The organism is Pseudovibrio sp. POLY-S9, assembly GCF_001431305.1.
GTDB lineage: Bacteria > Pseudomonadota > Alphaproteobacteria > Rhizobiales > Stappiaceae > Pseudovibrio.
This window is the reverse complement of sequence record NZ_LCWX01000200.1, coordinates 1-22,287: the sequence shown is the minus strand read 5'-3', so window position 1 is coordinate 22,287 and position 22,287 is coordinate 1. Positions and strand designations below refer to the sequence as shown.

At 49.6% G+C, this 22,287-nt stretch carries 16 protein-coding genes and 1 pseudogene; 4 read left to right on the top strand and 13 right to left on the bottom strand.

Annotation, left to right across the window (positions count from 1 at the left end; all coding sequences use genetic code 11):
* Positions 1–3 precede the first annotated feature (3 nt).
* Both parC and PPL9_RS19620 read left to right on the top strand, forming a co-directional pair.
* Positions 4–2,253: a DNA topoisomerase IV subunit A gene (gene parC, locus PPL9_RS19625; protein WP_057464275.1), complete on the top strand. Its 2,250-nt coding sequence runs from the start codon at positions 4–6 to the stop codon at positions 2,251–2,253.
* 49 nt (positions 2,254–2,302) lie between these two features.
* Positions 2,303–2,935 carry a hypothetical protein gene (locus PPL9_RS19620; RefSeq protein ID WP_152986767.1) on the top strand — a complete coding sequence of 211 codons (633 nt, stop codon included), beginning with the start codon at positions 2,303–2,305 and terminating at the stop codon, positions 2,933–2,935.
* Between the two features lie 80 nt (positions 2,936–3,015).
* Here PPL9_RS19620 and yjjX read toward each other — a convergent pair whose 3' ends face one another.
* From yjjX to dapA, 4 genes are all read right to left on the bottom strand, one after another.
* Entirely contained in the window at positions 3,016–3,549 is a 534-nt protein-coding gene (gene yjjX, locus PPL9_RS19615) for an inosine/xanthosine triphosphatase (protein ID WP_057464273.1), read from the bottom strand.
* A 119-nt stretch (positions 3,550–3,668) separates the two neighbouring features.
* Entirely contained in the window at positions 3,669–4,241 is a 573-nt protein-coding gene (gene pyrE / locus PPL9_RS19610) for an orotate phosphoribosyltransferase (RefSeq protein ID WP_057464272.1), read from the bottom strand.
* A gap of 128 nt (positions 4,242–4,369) precedes the next feature.
* The gene (gene smpB / locus PPL9_RS19605; protein ID WP_057464271.1) at positions 4,370–4,846 is read right to left on the bottom strand and encodes an SsrA-binding protein SmpB; all 477 of its coding nucleotides are present in this window, start codon (positions 4,844–4,846) and stop codon (positions 4,370–4,372) included.
* A 67-nt stretch (positions 4,847–4,913) separates the two neighbouring features.
* Positions 4,914–5,792, bottom strand: a complete 879-nt coding sequence (dapA, locus tag PPL9_RS19600) for a 4-hydroxy-tetrahydrodipicolinate synthase (protein WP_057464270.1) — start codon at positions 5,790–5,792, stop codon at positions 4,914–4,916.
* Between the two features lie 312 nt (positions 5,793–6,104).
* On the opposite strand from dapA, the gene PPL9_RS19595 reads away from it, so the two are divergent.
* Positions 6,105–8,402, top strand: coding sequence for a transglycosylase SLT domain-containing protein (locus PPL9_RS19595; protein WP_057464269.1), 2,298 nt, complete (start codon positions 6,105–6,107; stop codon positions 8,400–8,402).
* A gap of 298 nt (positions 8,403–8,700) precedes the next feature.
* Positions 8,701–9,606 carry an alpha/beta hydrolase gene (locus tag PPL9_RS19590; RefSeq protein ID WP_057464268.1) on the top strand — a complete coding sequence of 302 codons (906 nt, stop codon included), beginning with the start codon at positions 8,701–8,703 and terminating at the stop codon, positions 9,604–9,606.
* A 67-nt stretch (positions 9,607–9,673) separates the two neighbouring features.
* Here the strand turns inward: PPL9_RS19590 and PPL9_RS19585 are convergent, their stop codons facing one another.
* The 9 genes and pseudogenes from PPL9_RS19585 to PPL9_RS32470 form a co-directional block, all read right to left on the bottom strand.
* The gene (locus PPL9_RS19585) at positions 9,674–10,906 is read right to left on the bottom strand and encodes a porin (protein WP_057464267.1); all 1,233 of its coding nucleotides are present in this window, start codon (positions 10,904–10,906) and stop codon (positions 9,674–9,676) included.
* Positions 10,907–11,392: 486 nt separating this feature from the next.
* Complete coding sequence (locus PPL9_RS19580; RefSeq protein WP_057464266.1) at positions 11,393–12,481, bottom strand: porin; 1,089 nt, start codon at positions 12,479–12,481, stop codon at positions 11,393–11,395.
* Positions 12,482–13,347: 866 nt separating this feature from the next.
* The gene (locus PPL9_RS19575; protein WP_057464265.1) at positions 13,348–14,463 is read right to left on the bottom strand and encodes a porin; all 1,116 of its coding nucleotides are present in this window, start codon (positions 14,461–14,463) and stop codon (positions 13,348–13,350) included.
* 610 nt (positions 14,464–15,073) lie between these two features.
* Positions 15,074–16,252: a porin gene (locus PPL9_RS19570; RefSeq protein ID WP_057464264.1), complete on the bottom strand. Its 1,179-nt coding sequence runs from the start codon at positions 16,250–16,252 to the stop codon at positions 15,074–15,076.
* Between the two features lie 762 nt (positions 16,253–17,014).
* Positions 17,015–18,379, bottom strand: a complete 1,365-nt coding sequence (phnE, locus tag PPL9_RS19565) for a phosphonate ABC transporter, permease protein PhnE (RefSeq protein ID WP_057464440.1) — start codon at positions 18,377–18,379, stop codon at positions 17,015–17,017.
* Positions 18,380–18,390: 11 nt separating this feature from the next.
* Positions 18,391–19,266, bottom strand: coding sequence for a phosphonate ABC transporter, permease protein PhnE (gene phnE, locus PPL9_RS19560; protein ID WP_208989498.1), 876 nt, complete (start codon positions 19,264–19,266; stop codon positions 18,391–18,393).
* Positions 19,267–19,362: 96 nt separating this feature from the next.
* Positions 19,363–20,289, bottom strand: a complete 927-nt coding sequence (phnD, locus tag PPL9_RS19555) for a phosphonate ABC transporter substrate-binding protein (protein ID WP_057464262.1) — start codon at positions 20,287–20,289, stop codon at positions 19,363–19,365.
* A gap of 40 nt (positions 20,290–20,329) precedes the next feature.
* On the bottom strand, positions 20,330–21,175 hold the full coding sequence (gene phnC, locus PPL9_RS19550; protein ID WP_057464261.1) for a phosphonate ABC transporter ATP-binding protein: 846 nt from the start codon (positions 21,173–21,175) through the stop codon (positions 20,330–20,332).
* Between the two features lie 608 nt (positions 21,176–21,783).
* Positions 21,784–22,287: pseudogene (locus PPL9_RS32470) on the bottom strand (hypothetical protein); the annotation flags it as partial.

Sequence of the window (22,287 nt, the reverse complement as noted above, 5' to 3'; positions counted from 1 at the left end):
GTCATGGGACAGGAAGTGATCGGCCATGATGGCCCGGAAACAATCAATCTTAAAGATGCACTGGAAGAGCGCTACCTCAGCTACGCTCTGACAACCATCATGCATCGCGCACTGCCAGATGTACGCGATGGCCTGAAGCCGGTGCACCGACGGATTTTGTATGGCATGCGCCTTTTAAAGCTCGATCCAAATCAGGGCTTTAAAAAGTGCGCGCGTGTTGTCGGTGACGTCATGGGTAAATATCACCCGCACGGTGACGCCGCCATCTACGACGCCCTTGTCCGTCTCGCACAGGATTTCTCCGTTCGCTACCCGATGGTGGATGGTCAAGGCAACTTCGGTAACATCGACGGCGATAGCGCTGCTGCGATGCGTTACACAGAAGCCCGCATGACCGACGTGGCCACCCGCATTCTGGATGGCCTCAACGAGAACGCTGTCGACTTCCGTGAAACTTACGACGGTCTGGATTCCGAACCAGTCGTTCTTCCCGGCAGCTTCCCGAACCTTCTGGCAAACGGCTCCACAGGCATCGCAGTGGGCATGGCAACATCCATACCCCCGCACAATGCCTATGAACTCTGCAACGCCTGCCAGCTTCTGATTTCCAAACCGGATGCGGAAATCGAAGAGCTTCTTGAGCACATCAAGGGCCCGGATTTCCCAACCGGCGGCACCATTGTCAACGATCAGGGCTCCATAGTGGAAGCCTACAAGACTGGCCGCGGCAGCTTCCGAACACGTGCGAAATGGCACAAAGAGGAAGGACAACGCGGCACCTACAACATCGTTGTTACGGAGATTCCATACGTCGTTCAGAAGTCCCGTCTGATCGAGAAAATCGCAGAACTCCTCATGGCACGCAAACTGCCATTGCTGGATGATGTTCGCGATGAGTCCGCTGAAGACGTGCGCGTGGTTCTGGTGCCACGCAACAAAAACGTTGACCCTGAACTCCTCATGGCCTCCCTGTTCAAGCTGACGGATCTGGAAAACAGATTCTCGCTGAACATGAACGTTCTGTCCAAAGGCGTTGTGCCAAAGGTCATGAACCTGAAGGAAGTCCTGCAGGAGTGGCTCGAGCACCAGAAAGAGGTCCTGGTCCGACGCTCCAATCACAGGCTTGACCAGATCAACCACCGTCTGGAAGTTCTGGAAGGCTACCTCATTGCCTACCTGAACATTGATGAAGTCATCCGCATCATCCGCGAAGAAGATGATGCCAAGGCGTCTCTCATTCGCGCGTTTGAGCTGACAGACGTTCAGGCAGAAGCCATCTTGAACATGCGCCTGCGCTCCTTGCGCAAGCTCGAAGAGTTCGAGATCAGGAAAGAACACGACAAACTCTCTAAAGAAAAATCAGGTCTGGAAGCTCTCCTCGCCTCCGACAAGAAACAGTGGAACCGCGTTTCCAAGCAAGTCGGCGAGATCGGCAAGGCCTATGGCCCTGAGACAGAAATCGGCAAGCGCAGAACAGACTTCAGCACCGCAACGGACCACGATCTGGAAGAGATCCACCAAGCCATGATTGAGAAAGAACCGATCACGGTTGTTATCTCAGAAAAAGGCTGGATCAGAACGCTTAAGGGCCATGTACAGGACGTGAGCACTCTCACCTTCAAGCAAGGCGATCAGCTACACCTGTCTATCCATGCAGAAACCACCAGCAAGATCCTGATCTTTACCAGCGGTGGTAAATTCTATACCCTCGGCGCAGATAAGCTACCAGGTGGCCGCGGCCACGGTGAACCAATCCGTCTGATGCTGGATATGGATGAGACGCAAGAAATCATCAGCGCCTTCGTACATGACCCTGAGCGCAAACTCCTCATGTGCACCGATGGAGCATATGGTTTTGTGGTTCAGGAAAAGGATGTGATCGCCAACACCCGCAAAGGGAAACAGGTGCTCAACGTGACAGCCCCGGCAAAGGCTGTCCTGTGCGTACCGGCTATGGGAGACTATGTCGCGGTCATCGGCCACAACAGAAAACTCCTCACCTTCCCGCTTGCGCAAATCGCAGTCATGACGCGTGGTCGTGGTGTTCGCCTGCAGCGCTACAGAGATGGCGGCATTTCCGATATCAAGACCTTCAGCTCAGAAGAAGGCCTGACATGGACAGATGCGTCCGGTCGCACCTTCAAGCGCACTCTGGAAGAAATGCAGGACTGGCGCGGCGACCGCGGTCAAGCCGGACGCCTGCCACCAAACGGCTTCCCGAGAACCAACAAATTCGATGGAAGTTCAACATAAGAGGGCTGCGAAGCAATGCGCAAAGCCCTCTCAGCAGATGGAGAGGGCTTTGCGAAATCCTGTGATTGTTATTGCCAGTCTGTTTCTTATTAGTGCCTGCGCTGAGACGCCTGAAAAGCCAAAATCAGAGGCCGTAATCGCGCCAGCGACAAAAAAGGCAGAACCAAGTTCCCAGGGTAATCGCTCAGAATTGTCCTTGCACCCCGACTTTAAAGAGTGGATGGCCAGTGGCCCCGGCTGCATCACAATTTCCAATACCTCCACAACTATCCCGCCTGGAAAGCTTATGAGTGGGGTTCTTTCCTGCCTTAATGAAGGGGAGGAAAAACACGCCGCTGAGCTAATGGCCTTTGCAATCACAAGAGCCCGCTTCGATGCCACACGTATCAGCCAGAAAGCTGATCTACATCATGATCCAAGAGGCCTTACTTCTGCCCACTACTTAGAGCTGCCGCTTGCCATGTACTATGGTGAAGAAAAATACAAAGCCACCAAACTGAGCATGAAAAAAGTATGGGACGAGCATGGAACTGAGATGTGCCAAGCAATAGTCGCAGCAGGTCCCCCCACTTATGAACCAAACTACATTATGGGATACAACTCCAAAGATGCAGCGACAGTTAAACGAAAAGACCGCAACGCCACCACCAGATGGGAAACCTACCTAAACTGCAAGGTGTAACCCAAACATCCTCTCAAAGTCATACAAGCGAACTTGAATCAGATTATGAAGCTCCAGATTCAAACTCTCAGCAACACCTGCTAAGCATCTCTAAATGCTGGAGATCTGAACGGTAGTAGCGCACAAAAGAGCGTATCGACGTAGACCGATTGCCGCGTCATGCGATCACTCGTCAGCAGCCCAAATGCCCCGCCCTTGTGCTTGATATTCTCTGTCCCAAAGATCTCGTCAATAGCGTGCCCGAGTTCCATCCCAGAACGCACCAACTGCATAACTTTCTCTGGTAACGGCAGCAGCATGGAACGGCTGGCAGAAATCTGCCCTTCGCGCGAAATCACCACCATCCACGCAAACGTGTAGGCAATTCCGTGCAACTCACAGATACCGCCTTCCAGCCCCACACCAAAATCCGCATCAGCTTGCGCTTCCAAAGCGTTCTCAGCACGCACCACAGCACCTTGACGCGTTTCCTCATCACTCATTGGCTGATCAGAAACACCAGAAGGAACACTTGCAGAAACCAGCTCAATATCATCAGCCGGAAACTGAGCCCTGAACGCCTCAAGCGTCGCATTCACCTTGACCGGATTTTGAGAGGCAACAACGACTTTCATTCAAAACACTCCAGAACAATCAGAGCTCTTTCGCCCGCACTTTGAGCTAACAGAAACAGGTCTCGATACACTTGCGAGCGAAGCACGCGCAAACAAAGGCAAAATCACTTCAAACCGATTCACTGAGTTTCCATTTGGTTTGCCTGATCACCGAGCGATGCCTCAAGGTCGCTCCGCGTAAAAACCGGATAGACAGGCAACTCAAGAGCAGCGTGAATTGCAGGAGCACCGTCCCCTCGCCAAATTGCGCAAACAACAGCTCGAACATCTGCCCCCTCTTGCGTGGCTAAACGTAAGGCATCGGCAACAGCCCCACCAGTTGAAATCACATCTTCTACGAAGACTACTTTTCGCCCAGTCAGGTTTTGACCTTCAATCGCACGACGAGTACCGTAAGATTTAGGCTCTTTTCGAACAAACGCTGCCGGAAGCCCAGTTTCCAGAGACATCGCAGTAACGAGAGGGATCCCTCCAAGCTCAAGACCAGCAATGATTTCCGTTTCAGGCGGAAGCAACTCGCTCATTGCCCGTGCGAGCGGTCGCAAAATGTGAGGAAGTCCTTCGAAGCTATATTTATCGAAGTAACGATCAGAAACCTGTCCGGATCGCAGCACAAACTCACCTTCGAGCGTTGCAACTTCTGCAATTTGCCGCGCAAGAGCAGGCAATATTAACTTCGTTTCGCTAGACATCCGCTCCACCTCCAAACACAGTTGATCCTTATTAGAAGGAATGCAACTTTCCAGCAAGTTCTCGGACCAGCCTTATCTTTGCAGGCGTAAGGCAAAAAGCTGGAGCATCACCAGCGATGTGAGATGCTCTAGCCGTTCTTAAGCAAGCGTTGCTTTTCGCGGTTCCAGTCGCGTGTTTTTTCGGTCTGGCGCTTATCGTGAGCTTTTTTACCACGGCCCAAAGCGACTTCCATCTTTGCCCGCCCATCTTCATTAAAGTAGATCTTCAGGGGCACGATGGTCTTGCCTTCTTTTTGAACGGCAGCAAACAGCTTGTTCAACTCGCGGCGATGCATCAGCAGTTTTCGAGGACGGCGAGGTTCATGGTTAAAGCGGTTACCCTGCGTATATTCAGGGATGTAGACGTTGTAGACCATCATCTCCCCCCGATATTCAGCAGCATAGCTTTCAGCAATATTGCTTTTGCCTTGGCGAAGAGACTTTACTTCAGTGCCCCTCAGCTCAATACCAGCCTCAAACACATCTTCAATTTCGTAGTTAAAACGGGCCTTCCGGTTATCCGCAACAACCTTGCGCCCGGGAACGCCACCTTTTTTGGCAGCCATTTCTTTTCCTTATTTCATTCAATAAATGTCTTCGCGCACACTCATATTAGGTGCGCGGAGCAATAGCTTAATTGATCAGGCCTGCATGAACCATAGCCTTGCGAATGCTTTCCTGAGTTTCTTCACTTACTGTGACCAAAGGCAGGCGCAACTCGTTTTCCATTTTGCCAAGCAGAGACAAAGCATACTTTGGACCAGCTGGATTTGGCTCAATGAACAGGGCCTGGTGCAGCGGTGCAAGACGATCCTGAATGGAAAGCGCAGTTACAAAGTCGCCTGCAAGGCACGCTTCCTGAAACTGAGAACACAGCGCAGGCGCAATATTTGCTGTCACAGAAATACAGCCCTGACCACCGTGAGCATTAAAGCCAAGTGCAGTGATATCTTCACCAGAAAGCTGGATGAAGTCATGACCACATAAATGGCGTTGCTCAGAAGCACGTGCAAGGTTTGCCGTCGCATCTTTTACGCCGACAATGTTGTCCACTTCATGAAATAGATCAGCCATCGTCTGGCTTTCCATATCAATGATGGAACGGCCCGGAATGTTGTAGATGTAGATCGGAAGATCTACAGAAGCAGCAATCGCCTTAAAGTGGCCCTTCAAACCAGCCTGATTAGGCTTGTTGTAATATGGCGTAACGGACAAAATCGCATCTGCCCCCACTTCCTGAGCGTGCTGCGCAAATTCGATTGCTTCAACCGGATTGTTGGAGCCAGCACCTGCCATAACAGGGACGCGGCCAGCAGAAACCTCAACAGCCATCTGCACGACGCGCTTGTGCTCAGCAAAGGAAAGAGTTGGGCTTTCTCCGGTTGTTCCCACAGGCACAAGCCCGTGGGAGCCCTGTTTTATCTGCCAATCCACGAATTCCTGGAAGGCCTTCTCATCCACTTTGCCATCCTTGAAAGGTGTGACAAGTGCTGGAATTGATCCTCTAAACATCTCAGGTTCCTCGTTGGATTACATATATACAGAGCAAAATTTGCCAGTGCCCTCAAAGGGGTGGCATACAATAATGTGATCTAGCCTATCTCGGCAACATCACCAAGACCTTCTCTTATAAGATTCGGGAATTTTTTTGTGCTCATATTTAGGCCAGTTTCGACTGTAAGTATTATGGTCCCCTGAGTGAAACATTAAACAGATATTTACCCTGTTTGTGGCAAGCAGAATGAGGGACTTTTTGGGAATTAAACCGTCCGGTGCGTTTTTGCCGGATAAACAACACTCAGGTGAGACGGGCCGACGAGTAGTATGCGTATCCGTGAGTTTCTTTTAGTATCGACACGTGTGAGTGCATTTGCCATTGCCACGACTGTTTCCGCATCGGCATTTTCCGCTGTATCCTCTTTAAATCACAGCGTTATTCCGGCTCCAAACCCTGCAAAGGTTGTGCGCACTATCGCCTTGAGCACGCAGCATGCTGCTGTTCAAAGCAGATCGCTTGCCGCCACACCACGCTCCAAACCTCCAGTGATTGGCAGGGGCAGCGCAGGTGGAACACAGAACTCTCAGTTGTCCAGCTATGCCCCCGCTGCACCTGTCAGTAATGGGCGAACTGCAATTTCGACCCGCCCTTCCAGCCCGCAAAATGCACTCGAAGCAACTGCTGCGCTGACAAGTTCTTATCCACAGGGATTGAGCACAGCTCAAGCAACAGGATCGGTTGAACCACTTAAAACCGTTCTCCAGCACGTTAAATCCGGACGGCTGAACGAAGCGCTGCGCGCTCGAAATGCTTTGCCAGATAACCTCGATCGTCGCGTGGCGGATTGGTTCATCATGCTACGGGGCGGCCCAAAGACACCGGTCACCCACATCGCCCAGTTTGCAGCCAGTGCACCCCACTGGCCAACAGCAAAAGTCGTACGTGCTCGTGGAGAAGCCGCACTCGCCGCATCCAACTTGACACCCGCACAGATCATTGCAGCATTCGGTTCCACCGTCCCGGAAACAAAGGACGGCAAACTTGTCCTTGCCAAAGCGCACTTAGCCAAAGGCAACAAGACCGAAGCTGCCAAACTCATTCGCCCACTCTGGCAAAAAACCGTCTTCGAAACTCCCGAAGAAGCTGCAATTCGCTCTGCTTTTGGCGGCCTTCTACGGCAAAAAGATCATCGTCTCAGAGCAGAAATGCTCCTGTATCGTGACAGAGCACGTGCAGCAGAACGCCTGCTTTCCGAACTGTCAAAAGACGAACAAACATACATCAAAGCCCGCATAGCGAGCATCCGCAAAAACGGCAATGCGCTCAGCAAGTTAAAGAGCGTTCCGCGCTCTATGAAATCTGACAGCAATTACCAGTTCGCACTCATCCAGCACTACCGTTTGCAAGGGGATTACGACACGGCTGCAAAGCTGATGGAGGCAGCCCCGACCAGTCCGACTGCTTTGCTCAATGGCGACGACTGGTGGAAGCAACGCCGCGACATTTCCCGCGAAATGATCGAAGCTGGCAAGCCGCGCCTCGCCTACAACATAGCAGCCCACCACGCAGCGGAATCTCCAGGCATGATTGTCGAGGCTGAGTTCCATGCAGGTTGGTTTGCCCTGCGCTATGTGGGTGATCCACGCTTGGCTGAGCCTCATTTCAAACGCATCGCAAAACTCGGCAAAACAGCACAAACGCTATCCCGCGCTTATTACTGGTTGGGCCGCACCCGCGAAGCTTTGAAAGATACAGACGGCGCCGTTGACTACTATAAACAGGCAGGCGCTTTCCAAACCGCATACTACGGACAACTGGCACTCGCCAAACTCGGCATCAACCAAATGCCTCTGGCATCCCTACCGGATGTGACAACAGCAGACCAAACCGCCTTCAACAAGAACGAGCTTGTACAAGCCATCAAACGAATGGATGAAGCCGGACTGCACAATGATACACTGTTGTTTTATACGCACCTGGCGCGGACACTGCCAACAAACGGTCAAGTTAGACTTCTGACTGAGCTGGCAGAATCTCGCGGCGTCTATCAATGGGCGACAATGGTTGGTCGTCTAGCACAAGCAGAGCGTGTCGAAGCAGCACCGCTCGCTTACCCGACCAACGCAATTCCGCGCAAAACACGCATCACAAAAGGTGTAGAAAAACCAGTCGTTTACGCGATTGCTCGACAAGAGAGCTCATTTAACCCAAAAGCGCGCAGCAGCGCAGGTGCATTGGGATTACTCCAACTCATGCCGGGGACAGCTCGCGACACCGCTCGCAATCTGGGGGTCTCCTACAAGAAGTCCCGCCTGACATCTGACCCAGCCTACAACGCCACACTCGGTGCAGCCTTTTTGGGAGAACTGGTGGACGAGTTCGGTGGCTCCTACATCCTCACCTTCGCCGCGTACAACGCTGGTGAGAACAAGGTGAAGGAGTGGATTGAGCGCTTTGGCGACCCACGAGATCCAAAAATAGATCCAATAGATTGGGTTGAATCAATCCCTTACGGGGAAACGAGGAACTACGTGCAGCGCATCACGGAAAACCTTCAGGTCTACCGGTATAAGCTGGAAAACAAGCCTCTCACGATCACACAGGATCTCACGCGCGGCTACTAATCCCACTGCAAAACAGTTCAAACAACCAAAGCCCGGCGATTTTGCTGGGCTTTTTTTTGCCAGCAACAGAACATAAACCCTCTGGGCACCCTTGCATCTCACCCTCCAACTTTGACAAGACACGTGCATAAACCTGCCCTATGGTGAGGATAACTGATCCAGCGATTCATCAGGCAGTTTTCACAGTAGCAAACACACGCACTGAGAAAACCCGTCTAACAGCGCCCTTCAGAAGCCGGAATTTAAACCGGACCGCATTGTAATCGCTGAAAACACCGGAGCATTTCGGGAGGAACTTATGCTTCAAGCCCCAGATTACATTGATGTCGACCTTCAAAACGTTGCGGGCGCAACCCGTTTCACTTGGAAAGCCAGCGATGGACTAACCTTATCTGCACACATCTGGGACCCGAATATTCCCCGCAACCCAACAGTCCTTTGCCTTTCTGGCCTAACGAGAAACACAAGAGATTTCTATCACCTAGCAAACTTTTTAAGAGAAAATGGTCACCGCGTCATCGCAATGGATTACCGCGGCCGTGGCCTGTCAGACCACTCTGAGGATTTTGAGACCTACAGTCTTGATCAGGAAGCTGACGATATTGACAGAGGCATCGAGGCTCTCGGACTTGAAAAATTTGCACTCATCGGCACATCCCGCGGCGGCCTCCACTCTTTCTCCATGGCCAAACGACACCCAGAGCGCCTGCTATCAGTCATTATCAACGACATAGGCCCAGTCATCGAACCACCAGCCCTCGACGACATCATTGCCTCAGTCGGCACCGCCATGTCCCAACCAAACATGAAAGCCGCAGCAGAGCGCCTCGCTTCCATCCATGCAACAGCGTTCACAGCCATGTCAGAAACGGATTGGATAACATACGCCAATCAATTATACGCTCCCAATTCCGACGGCGTATCATTACGCTATGACAAGCACTTAGGCGATACACTCCGTGGAGACAAGAAAGCAGCACCTGAAGACGATCTCTGGCAATCTTTTAGCGCGCTAAAACCGTTTCCTCACCTCTTACTCCATGGACAAAACTCACGTCTTCTCACAACAGAGACTGTCAAGAAAATGCAGCAGTTACACGAGAAAATGGAACTTTCCGTCATCCCCAACCAAGGACATGCGCCTCTACTCTGGGACCAGCCCACCCAAAGGGGCATCCTCAATTTTATAAGACAGCACGCTTAGCAAACACAAAAAAAGAGGAGTTGGCTCATCAGATCCAACTCCCAAGTTCTTCAAGAAACTTAATGGCTTAAAAGGTTCTCTGAACTCTGAAGAGCGCACTGGCTTCATCAAAGTCTTTTTCATCCTCCGGCGATGTTCGTGCATAGCCAAGGTCAACACCCATTTCCATTCCACTGACCGGTGACCAGACCAAATCCCAATCCAGAGCAAACCGATCAAAGTCTGGAAGCGCGGCACCAGTTGGTGTGTCAACAACCGCGTAACTCGCATCAAAATCTGTCCGCACTTCAGGCGTCACATAATGCGTAAGCCCACCTGAAAACGATAGTGCTTCGGTCTTTCTGGTATCGCCGTTGATGTAGTAAGCGTCAAAAACTTCATCGTCATCAATCCCCACATAGGAAACAGCACCGTTTCCATACTGGAACTGGAGAGCCATAGCATCCTGACTACCCATCTGAGGGAGGTTAATAATTGCCCCCGCCCCCAACGCCCAACCAACTTCACCAGGCACATAAGCTGCTTCTGGTCTGATGTTCGTCACAGCCGCCGCGAGCTTCGCACTGCCCCAGTCACCATCCATCCGGAATGCCGCAACTGCATCAGGTGCCTTGTTTCCAGCCTTTCCGTTTTCGCTCGCAACACCCGTAAGTACGCCATGCGCACGGTAAACAGGATCCTCAATAGAAACGGTAACGGAAACACCACCATCAAACACTTCCGTGTAAGCTGCGGCCCAGGAATTAGTGTCTGACCAATCGCGATGCACAGACCCAAATGTAGCGCCTGTAAAGAAGTCAAACAGAGAACCAGTGCGCCCAATCGTAAAGCCTCCAAACTGAATATAGGCTTTATTCAAGTCCATTTCTGGAGAGTCACCATATCGTTCAGTGTCTGAATCCACGGTCGCTCTAAGCTCAGAAAAAGTGCGAACAAATCCAAATTCGGTCTCTGATCGCGCATCCATGCGGATGTAGGAGCGAGCACGAAAGCGCATCGAGTTCAAATCACGCCCTTTAGGATTATCATCAACCACGCCGCCCCAGTTACTCGGCTTTTTGGGAAAGCGACGATACTGCGCATCGGTACGTACCCGACCACTCAGGCGCAGGCACGTCTGCGTACCAGGGATAAAGAAAAATCCTTCACCATACGCATCACAAACCTGCACATAGTCTAAGGGTTCCACCAGATTGAGCGGCTCAGGCTCAGCCTCAAAAACAGGTTTAGGCAAGTCTGTAGCCTGTGCTGTAACTCCGAATGACAGCAAGACCGGCAGGAATATCAGCTTCTTCGTCATAGTATTGAACCTCCATCCGTCACTCGGAGTAGCCCAATGCCCACAAATGCAGTGATCAAAATCAGCTGCAATGACTACCCCTGTGCAACTAGACAATTACGCCAAGGTTCAATTTTCGCAATTACTATGGATTGGGCAGGATTATCTCACCCAATCGAAACGGGCAGGAAGTTCAACTGAGCAAAATTTCACAGCTTGGGAGGTCACCATGGCGTAATCCTCATTGAAAACTTAAGTATCGCGCACAAATGGGAAAGCCCGGCGGGTTGGAACCGCCGGGCCTGAGAGACTGATTGAAAGATCAGGATATATGAACTTCAACCAGATATAGATTAGAAGGTTTTGAGCTAAACCAAAACTCATAAAATCTTGAAGTAGTACCTTCCTATACCGCCTACACATGCAAGTCTGTGGCAAGTATCACATCAAGGCTTTATGAAAGTAGTCCCGGCGACACCGCCGCCGAGACCCTCAATCTAAGAGATCTTAGAAGGTGTACTGTACGCGTGCACCAACTTTGGTTTCTTTGTTGTCTGCAGAATCGTCAGCCCAACCTGCTGCAACTGCGAATGCAAGACCAGCAACTGGGGAGTAAACGATAGAAGCGTCGAGCGCTGTACGGTCGTAGTCTGCAGAACCCTGCTCAAGTGACAGGTAAGAAATATCGAACTGTGCAGAAACAGTATCGGACAGATCACCCTGGATACCAGCACCGATGTTGAAGCCTTTAACACCATCAGCATCAGTGAACTTAGAGTTACCTGCACCGCCTACGTAGGAAACAGCTTTGCTAGCATACTGTGCCTGGAAAGAAGCTTCGATACCTTCGAGAGCGGTAACTGTTACGCTACCACCAACTGCGTAGCCGTAGTTATCAGAGTCATATGCGTGTGTCGCACCAGAGAGCTTTGCAGAACCCCAGCCCTGTGAAACAGCAAGCGCACCTACTAGATCAACACGGTTGGAAACACCGCCACGTGCATTCGCATCTTCAACAGAAGCAATTGCAGAGAAACCGTTGCCGAGGTCAGCAGTGAAGGAGACCTGAAGAGTACCTTCGTCGGAGTAGTTTTCGGAAACTGGAGCGATCCATGTGTAACCAGTGAAGCTGTCGAACTGAGAGCTTGTGTCACCAATCAAGAGAGAACCAGCATCAAAGCCGAGCTGAAGGTAAACGTCACCGATACCTACTGTAGAACCATTAGACTGGTCATGAGTTGCAGTGAACTCAGTATAAGTCTTGATGGAAGCAAACTCAGTGCTTGTCATGGAGTTGAAGTACAGATAGCCCTTAGCATATGCAGAGTAGCTGTTGATTTTATCTTCGCCTTTGTCATCTTTACCAGTGACATCGTTCAAACCGTCGTTCAGATCATGAGAAACGAAGTTAGTACGAATACGACCACCGAGCTTGATGCAAGTGTCTTTACCTGGCAGCTGGAAGTAGCCAGCGCCGAATGCGTCACATGCCTGTACGTAGTTTACTGGCTCTGCAACCACTGGAAGGTCAGCAGCCATTGCTGGAGTTGCTGCTGCTGCTGCAGCGGCTGCGATAGCGATTTTCTTGAAGTTCATCACAAGCTTCCCATAATATGGATTTTAAACTTTATTTAAAACAGATCATCAAACCGCAATTCAGGTGCAAGCACCGTCATCAAACGTGTCTGAACTGTCCCCGTGAACCCTCCGCCTCAATTCAAGCGCCTACTTGAAGAAAAAGCCCCCTGAAGGTTCGTGAGGAGAAATTACAATGTTAGGAGTTTTAGGCAAGCCTATTCAGAGTGCCAGATTGCCTATTCGTACTTGTGATTTTTTACATGTGTCTTTTTGACAACACGAGAAATAGGCAAGCCAGACAACAACTCCCTACCACATAAGACATTCAACTCTTAAATGTCGGGAAACAATGTTCCAGCACCCTATAATAGAAAATAGCTATTTCTGTTTAATATCAATGATTTATATATTAATCATATATAATCAGCAACTCAACCGTGATCAGTAGGAGTCGTCGATGCGACTGAACTAAGTATATAGGAACATACAGTCACTCTGTGTGAATAAAGACATCGTAGAATTAGGCAATTTAGAAAAACAATATCAAGGATGGGCAATTTATCTGGCCTAGGCTGATTTGATAACAGCTTAGTTGACGCCACTCGCCATTCGAAGGATCAGGCAAGGCAATCAAGTCTAATGCTTTTATTGGAGTATAAGCATCATTGACCGCGAAACATTCACGCAACATAAATTCCTAGCCCCACGCCCAACACCCCAATAGAGCTTAGCTCCACACTTCAGGACTAATCAAATTTAGCGAAGATGTCCGAAGTTGATCAATGCACTTGCTTTCTCTTCATAGACAATAAAAGGCCCCGGCAACCGAAGTCACCGAGGCTCAAAATCAAACAGCAATTGAGCTGCCAAATTTTCACACCAAATTAGAAGGTGTACTGAACACGAGCACCAACTTTGGTTTCGTCTTCGTATTTTTTATCTGTGTCGTCATCCTGGGTGTTCCAGCCAGCAGCCAGAGCAAGACCAAGGCCTGCAACTGGGGAGTAAACGATAGAACCGTTTACAGAAGTTTTGGTGTAGTCTGCGCTGTCGTCATCAAACGCAACGTGGGAAACGTCGAGCTGAGCAGAAACTTTTTCAGACAGAGCAGTTTCAGCACCACCGGACAGAGAGTAACCAGTTTTCGCAGCATCGTCTGTGTCGGAGGTGATATATGCACCAGCTTCGTCAGCATACTGAGCCTGGAAAGTGATTTCTGTACCTTCACGAACCATGTCAAGATTGAAAGTAGCAGTTGCACCAGCTGCGTAGCCGTAACCATCGCCATCAGCTTTGTTGTGTGCAGCACCAGAAAGCTGGAAAGAACCCCAACCCTGAGAAACTTTCAGTGCACCAATGATATCAACAGCGTTATCATCGCCACCACGGTAATTAGAATCTTCTACAGAAGCAACTGCAGTGAAGCCATTACCGAGGTCAGCTGTGAAAGATGCCTGCAGCAGAGAAACGTCGGACAAGGAAATGCCACCTGGCACGATCCATGTGTAACCAGTGAATGCGTCGAACTGGGAGCTTTCACGACCAAACAGGAAAGAACCGTAGTCCGCACCAATCTGTACCCAAGCGTCATTCACTTTAGTAGACTGAGTTTCTTCAGCATTCCACTCACCCTGGAACTCAGTGTAAGTTTTGATTGTACCGATGTCGGTAGCAGTCATGGAAGTGAAGTACAGGTAACCGCGAACATAAGAGCTATAGTCGTTGGTCTTTTTCTTTGTGGTAGGATCTGCGTCGATCTCGTCCTGATTAGTTACGTCTTCCAGACCATCCTGCAGGTTGTGGGAAACGTACTGCGCACGGATACGACCGCCGAGTTTGATGCAGGTGTCTTTGCCTGGCAGCTGGAAGTAACCAGCGCCGAATGCGTCACATGCTTTTACGTAGTTTACTGGCTCAGCAGCGAGTGGCAGATCTGCAGCCTGTACAGAAGTTGCAGCTGCAGCAGCTGCTGCAGCGAGTGCAAGAGTTTTAACGTTCATAATCCTGACCTTCCAATGTCTCTCAATAGAAAGAAGAAACTGGCGTGACCTGTTTGGAGCAGCTCACATTTCCTCTTTTCCCTGCGACACGAGAACCAGAGAGGCTCGCCATAATTTGGCAAAGCATTCAATCGGCTCGACCGCGTCGATGGACATATTGATGCCCGACGAGATGGAAGATCGCAATATCAACCTAGTAGTTTGAAAGGGGAGAAACATCACCACGCTAAAGTAGTGTGTTTTTTTTGACACAACAGCTTCTATGGATGCCCGACGCACTCAACTCAGACACCACAGATCATAGCCGTTCTAATTTTCGCTAAACCATTGAATAGTAACATATAAATAGTATTGCAACGCATCTAGATCAGTACATTTAACTGCAAGACAAACACAATTCCCCTGAACGCGCGCAAAAGATTACGCACTGGGGATTAAAATGCCGACTAAAATTTAATGTGCAAATTCAAAATAGAAATAGGCAAGAGCACTCATATGCACATAGCCTCAAACAGAGGAACCCGGTGGTTTTGGACACCACCGGGAATGAGAGTCATTGGAAAATCAGGATTATTGAAAGTCCAATGAAGGTCTAAGGCTTAAGTCAGCCTTAGAAAGAACGCTGTACGCGGAAGTTCAAGACACCAGCATCTTCTTTAGATGCACCATCGACATCATCCTGCTTCCAACCAGCGCCAGCAGAGAACAGCAGACCGGAAACTGGACGGTACTCAAGAGTACCGGCTACAACAACCTGATTGAAGTCAGCGTCGCCTGCACCAACTTCAACATCAAGGTAGGAAGCTTCTACACCAGAAGACAGTTCACTTGTCCAGTTGTGCATATAGCCACCAGCAACAGACCAAGCTTTATTGGTTTCGATGTCACCATCAGCGTCAAGGACTGCATCTGCAACGTCACTTTCAGCGCCAACATATGCCATAGCACCGTCTGCATAAGCAGCCTGGAAGTTGATCACGTCGCCAGGAGCAATCATGTCAAGATTGAAGCCAACAGCACCCGCAACAGCGTATCCAACTTCAGAGGAATCACGATCACCTGGAGCGTCAACTTTAGTTACTGCACCAGAAAGACCAGCATAGCCCCAACCCTGATTCAGCAAAACTTTCGCAACGAAGGATGGAAGGGTGTTACCTGCTTTGCCGATTATAAGTTCGCCGCTTTTTTCGTCCGTGGCAGCACCAAACACACCCTGCTCACGATCAGAATTGTCTTCAATAGACGCAGCAATCGTCAGGCCGTTACCCAATGCGTGGGTGTAGGATGCCTGCCATACGGTGTCATCAGCCAGGTGGCGGTCAAACAGGTTGGAAGCCAGTTCGCCAGTCCAAAGGTCGAATGCAGAAGTTGCAAGACCAAAAGTGAAGCCACCAATCTGAACATAACCCTTGTCCAGTTTAACACCTTCAGCACCGCGTGAGTCGGAATTAGAAGTGTACTGGAAATCCATGTATGTACGGATCAGACCCAGCTCAGACTGTGTACGAGTATCAATACGCAGGTTCGCACGGGAACGGAAGTTGTGGTTGTTGTCTTCTCTGCTGTAATCTTCATCGTCCAGCAGGTCAGTGAAGCGTGCTTCAACACGAACACGACCACCGATTTTGATTGCAGTTTCAGTGCCTGGCAGTACGAAGAAACCTGCACCGTATGCATCGTTGATGCGAACGTAATCTACTGGTGCGATGTCAGCTGGAAGATCAGCAGCCTGAACGGAAGTTGCAGCGGCAGCAGCAGCTGCTGCGATTGCGATAGCCTTGAAATTCATAATTCTAACTTTCTTTAAAACCAGAGCAGCTCGACCACATGTCGATCCCTGACCACTCTGGCTCCCCACTTGCGCATTCTGATCAAAGCAATGTTTGAAACATCACTTTATTCAGCGGGCACCGGTAAGTGCGCCCCGCGCTGTTCACAACATCAATATTTGTGATCTTTGGTTTTTAATCAATAATTCAAATGAAGTTTGAAAATCATCGAAATACGATGTGGCACAAATAACACAGGGAATTCAGGGGAGGTAAGCCAAACTAAGAACGGCAATACGCACTAGAAACAAACCATTTCAAAGCAAAAGCGAAGATTAAACCCATAATTTATTGTTATGTTCCGAGTTACTGGAGAGGTGTTGAGACCGGGCCGGTATAACTTAAGAAAAACAAACATAAATCATCACTTATTCAGTCAAAAACCTACTATCTCAAAGCTCTTTCCTTCCAAGTCAGCTGCAACTGACTGCAAGAATACATCAACACAAACAACAAATAATAATACATAAATATTTTTGATGTTAAATACACCAGCTCCACACAACCAAGAAAAATACATATAAATCAATAAGTTAACTAAATTCACATAGGATCACTGCGATTTATCAGCCTAAAACGCATTAATTTTTGCAGTCTACACGATGTGGACAAATCCACCTCAGCGAGCATTTTTCACCCGAAGGACAACTGACTGCCTACCAAAAACAAAGAGGGCAGCCACTTGAGTAACTGCCCTCCTCCATAAAACTGAGTGTTTTGTCCTAGGCTTGGCCTTCAATGAGTTTGCGACGTAACCATCCTGAGAGTTGATCCATCATCATCACCACCACAATGATCAGAAAGATCAGGTAGAGAGTGTTCTCCCAATCCTGTCTGGTTCGCATAGTCTCTATAAGCTTTAGGCCTATTCCCCCTGCTCCCAATGCCCCAATCACAGTGGCACTGCGTGTATTGCTCTCCAGATAATAAAGCATCTGAGATATAAAGAGAGGTAGGATTTGCGGAAACAGCCCGAACCGATATTTCTGAACCGGAGAAGCTCCCGTTGCTTGCACGCCTTCCGCCTGTTTCTTATCTGCATTCTCAATCGCCTCAGAGAACAACTTGCCGAAAGTACCCGTATCGGTGAAGAAGATCGCAAAAATCCCGGAGAGCGGCCCAAGTCCGAACGCCCGTATAAAGATGAGCGACCAGATAAGCATATCGACCCCGCGTAGGAAATCGAAGAACCGGCGCACGCCTGTTCGCGCCAACCTCACCGGATTAACATTCGCAGCAGCAGCAAACGCAAGCGGCAATGCTAGAATACCCGCAATCAAGGTACCAACCACGGCCATGATGAGAGTTTGCAGCAATGCGAAATAAACCTCCCCATGCTGCCACTCGCTGTTCATCCAAAACTCATTGAACATAAAGCGCAGGTTGGAAACATCAGGATCCAGTCTTTCCGAAGAAAACGCCAGGGACATCAGCTGACCAGCACTCAGCCCGTTCAGCTTGCTGTCAAAGTCAAACCAGAAGTTCTCCCACCCAACGAAATAGCGATGCACCTCAACTTTGCTCTTTGTCAGCCAGATACGTGTATATAAAGAGGGCCGCGCATTAACCTGAGTTTTCGAGACCTTGAGCCAGTCAGCTTCAACCCCACCAATAAACTGCGGAACCCCATCTCCAACTTTGAATGTAAAAGGCTCATCAAACTCTGGATGAGTGTAAGTCACCCCATCATCTGCAAAGTGAAGCACCCCATCTTCACCAAGCAGAATGGAGGATTGCCCACGTGATTGCTCAATCCAATCTGGCTGCTCTTTATATATAGCGCGCCTGTTGCCCTCCAGACTAACAACGAACCCTTGATCAGCCTTCTTGAACTGATACTTTGCATGCACCTTGTGGGCATAAGCATCCAGCGCAAACAGTTGAGCCATGTCCCCGCGTGCCTTCTCCATCACGCCCGGAACATCAAACGCGAAAAAGCAGAAAGCCAAATAAACAACAACCAACAGTGACAGCACCGGACCAAGCAAGCGTTTTTTCAAATCCAGCCCGAGAACACCGGGATACAGCTCCTCCAGTCGTTGCTCTTCATGATGCAACGTCCCACGCAAGGCACTAATATCTGTCATAGAACGCTCCATCAAACTTGCCCCGTCTGACCAATAAGTTTTTGTCGCATCCAGCCACTGAGGTAATCGATGGACGTGATTGAAAGAACCAGCATGAAAATGATGACAAGAATGTCAGCTCCATAGTTCCAGTCGACAACCATCTTCAACTCAGCACCAAGACCACCAGCCCCAACAAACCCAAGGATCGCAGAGGCCCGCACATTCACTTCCAGCCGAAGCAGCGTGTAAGACAAAAAGTTCGGAAGCACCTGAGGCAGAATGCCGAAGCGAATTTGCTCCAGCCAGTTGCCACCTACACTGCGAATGCCTTCAGCAGCCTTCAGGTCACAGTTCTCATTCACCTCAGAAAACTGCTTAGCGAGAGCACCAATTGTATGCGTTGTCACCGCAATCACAGCTGCAACCGGACTTGGCCCAAAAATCAGAACCAGCAACAGCGCAATCACAATCTCCGGAAACGCGCGGAAAATGTCCATCACCCGGCGCATTACAGCCACAGCGAGCCGATTGCTCACCAAATTACGGCTGGCAACAAAACTCAGCGCCCCACCTAAAAAGAATGCCAGAAGAGTTGAGACCAATGCGATATTGACGGTCTCTACAAGGTAGGGGAAATATTGAAGAACGAGTGCGAATAACCCAAGCAGCCCTTCTTCATAGGCACCCATGAACAACTCAACCGGATAATCAAAGAATTTATCCAATCCTGACCAGAAGCCACCAGAGTTTGCCTGATCCGCAACAAACAAGCCACCGAAGATGCTCAGGACACAAAGGCCGAGCAGGGAAAGAGTATAAAGAGTTCGGCGCCGGGCAACACTCTCATAGGCCTGAGAGATCTCGGCCAAACGGGAAGCTTCGGCAAGCGCCAGATGAGCGGCCACTTCAACATCCTCCAAACAGGGAAATGATGAGAGCCCTCACGACCCTCATAAAGAAAGGGCGCGGTGAGATCCGCGCCCTTCAACATTCAAACAGAGTTAGTTAGCTTTTTTCGCTTCAATCTTACGGCGACGCGCTTCAACAATGGTCTTGTAGAAGTCATGGTTCACCTCAACAAAATCAGCATACTCACCGCCCTGCGCGGAATAGAAACACTCAGTGTTGTCTGTCACCATGGACTTCAGTGAGGCAACAACCTTCTGCTTCACGTCAGATGGCAGCGACTTACGCACGACAAGTGGGCCGTTCGGGATCAGCGGAGACTGCCAGATCTGAACCAGATCAGACATATCAACCATGCCCTTATCAACCATCTTGCGCAGGTTGCCAGAGGTGTAGCCCTCTTCCCACTCGCCAACGCCAGATGCCCAGGTCACACCGCCATCAACATCACCATTCAAAACAGCAAGAACGTTTTGCTCATGACCACCCGAGAACTGCGTAGAAGCAAAGTACTCTTTCAGGTTCAGGCCCATATCATCAAACGCGACAAAAGGAACCAGATAACCGGAGGTAAAGTTAGGGTCAGCAAAGCCCATGCGCTTACCCTTCATGTCTTCCAGCGTCTCAATGCCGGAATCTGCACGGGCAACCATCACAGAATAGTAGCCAGTCGCCCCATCTGTTTGCTTGGTAGTCAGCACAGGCTCAACAGCATCAGGAGCTGACAGGTAAACAGCAGAGTAACCGGAAGCGCCAAGCTCGGCATAATCTAGGTTACCACCCTTTAGGCCTTCAATAGTGCCAGCATAATCAGCAGCTGGGAAAAGCTTAACCGGAACACCCAGCAGCTTTTCAAAGCGATCAACCAGACACTGGTTGGAACGAAGACGATCCGCTTCATTTTCACCACCAAGAATACCAATGCGGAATTCAGTGATTTTCTCTTCAGCCAGAGCCAGAGGCGCAGCAAGAAGGGTCGTGCTAACAGCAAGAGCTGCAGCAACTTTACCGATGATTTTCATCAGAGCACTCCAATATCAGAATAAAAATCTTAAACGGCTGCTATTCAGCAGCAGAGACGACAGGCGAAGCATCACCTTTCGCCAGTTCCAGGGCAGCGATTTTTGCACCTTCGCTACCAAGAGAAGTTGAGGTCATCCCCTCCTCAAAACTGTCATCAGCACCGTAGATCTCACGGGCCACTGCGGTCGAAAGCTCATCCGGTTTCCCATCAAAAACAATCTCACCATCACGCATACCAATCACGCGGTCACAGTAGTTTCGAGCAGTATCAAGAGTATGGAGATTACAAATAACTGTCAGGCCATCTTCAGTGTTGATCGCCTTAAGAGCGTCCATCACCACCTGCGCATTCATCGGATCCAACGAGGCAATCGGCTCATCGGCCAAAAGCATTTTCGGCTCCTGCATAAGAGCACGGGCAATCGCAACACGCTGCTGCTGACCACCAGAAAGATTTTCAGCCCGCTTCAAAGCCGTTTCAGCAATACCAAGTCTTTCAAGTTTCAGCAGCGCCTGAACGCGTTCTTCCCGCGTAAACAACTTAAGCATGCTGGAAACAGTTCCGTGTGCATTCAGGCGACCCAGCATAACATTGGTTAAAACATCAAGACGTGGCACCAGATTGAATTGCTGAAAAATCATCGCGCAATCACGCTGCCAGCGACGCTTATGCGCGCCCTGCAAGGCAAGCACATCAACTCCATCAACAAGGACACGCCCATCCGTCGCCGGGGTTAGTCTGTTGATCATCCGCAGCAGCGTGGACTTACCCGCGCCGGAACGACCAATAATGCCAATCATCTGAGGCTTCTCAACAATGAAGCTCGCCCCTTTGACTGCAACATGCGCGCCAAATTCTTTTCTAACGCTTTCAAACTGGATCAAGAGTCCAACCCCGGTACCTGTTAAAATTTAACGTACTAGGCACACGCGATTGTTACAGCGAAATGACGCTCACTCACAAAGCAACCCCGTCAAAAAACCGTCACACCCCACCTCCCCCACATAGCTGGCAAAACGAGCATTACATTACGTTTCTATGACAGAAGGAAAAGCCAACCTCTCACACCAACCAACTCGAATAGGTGAGATGTTCATTGAGAATCGAAAAAGTAGAATGCGTGCTAATCTACCAACGAGAGACCGTCGCAGAGCCAACTTAAGAGCAAAATAACACAGCCGAGGAACAAACCATTCGGCTTATTGCTTCACAACCTCATATTTTCAAAAAAGGGAAGATGGCGGACACGGAGAGAGTCCGTTAGAAAATCGAGCTTTCAGCATAAATCATTTTTTCTCTTATATTTCAATACAGTAACTCGATTTATATCAAATTCACATTGCTCAAAATACGCAATTGTTATGTAATTTGTTATGTAGCTCACGACCCGATTATGCTGTGAAACCCGTATGGAAATGAGTGCTGTCTGGTTATAGCAAAAATTAGCGCCCGCAACTGATGATTGCGAGCGCCTTGGATTTCTCAGCATCGACTAGATGAGCAGGAAATCATCCGGTTGAAGCTCAGCAGGTGTCACACCTTGCAAAGTGATCGAAGTGTCTGTGTCGATTGTGATCACTGTATTTGAACCACTCACTTCTGCAGCATCCATAATCGCTATGAAGTCCACAAATAATGCGGCTTCAACCTGAATGACATCTGTTGCATCGAAATCAGTAAGGACATCGTGGCCGGTATCGCCAGCAGCAAACACAAATATGTCACTGCCTTCACCGCCATTCAGCTGATCATCACCAGCACCACCTGTGATCAGATCATTACCTCCATTTCCGTTGATAATGTCTGCTCCATCACCGCCTACGAGAGTTTCAGCTGCATCATTACCAATAATTTCGAGAGATGCAGCCCCAAATGTCTCAATCACTGGCTCATCATTGGGGAAGAAGTACATTCCATCTTGCCCGACATAGAAACCAGCAGGGTCTTGGGTAAAGACATAGACTGAACCGGAACCCTCACCGTTGTCATTGTCAGA

Excerpts from the sequence above, each read along its gene's own strand:
- phnD (WP_057464262.1), bottom strand. The coding sequence starts at position 20,289 with ATGAAAATCATCGGTAAAGTTGCTGCAGCTCTTGCTGTTAGCACGACC.
- PPL9_RS19575 (WP_057464265.1), bottom strand. The coding sequence starts at position 14,463 with ATGAACGTTAAAACTCTTGCACTCGCTGCAGCAGCTGCTGCAGCTGCA.
- phnE (WP_057464440.1), bottom strand. The coding sequence starts at position 18,379 with ATGACAGATATTAGTGCCTTGCGTGGGACGTTGCATCATGAAGAGCAA.
- PPL9_RS19590 (WP_057464268.1), top strand. The coding sequence starts at position 8,701 with ATGCTTCAAGCCCCAGATTACATTGATGTCGACCTTCAAAACGTTGCG.
- PPL9_RS19570 (WP_057464264.1), bottom strand. The coding sequence starts at position 16,252 with ATGAATTTCAAGGCTATCGCAATCGCAGCAGCTGCTGCTGCCGCTGCA.
- parC (WP_057464275.1), top strand. The coding sequence starts at position 4 with ATGGGACAGGAAGTGATCGGCCATGATGGCCCGGAAACAATCAATCTT.
- PPL9_RS19585 (WP_057464267.1), bottom strand. The coding sequence starts at position 10,906 with ATGACGAAGAAGCTGATATTCCTGCCGGTCTTGCTGTCATTCGGAGTT.
- dapA (WP_057464270.1), bottom strand. The coding sequence starts at position 5,792 with ATGTTTAGAGGATCAATTCCAGCACTTGTCACACCTTTCAAGGATGGC.
- PPL9_RS19595 (WP_057464269.1), top strand. The coding sequence starts at position 6,105 with ATGCGTATCCGTGAGTTTCTTTTAGTATCGACACGTGTGAGTGCATTT.
- PPL9_RS19580 (WP_057464266.1), bottom strand. The coding sequence starts at position 12,481 with ATGAACTTCAAGAAAATCGCTATCGCAGCCGCTGCAGCAGCAGCAGCA.
- pyrE (WP_057464272.1), bottom strand. The coding sequence starts at position 4,241 with ATGTCTAGCGAAACGAAGTTAATATTGCCTGCTCTTGCGCGGCAAATT.
- smpB (WP_057464271.1), bottom strand. The coding sequence starts at position 4,846 with ATGGCTGCCAAAAAAGGTGGCGTTCCCGGGCGCAAGGTTGTTGCGGAT.
- yjjX (WP_057464273.1), bottom strand. The coding sequence starts at position 3,549 with ATGAAAGTCGTTGTTGCCTCTCAAAATCCGGTCAAGGTGAATGCGACG.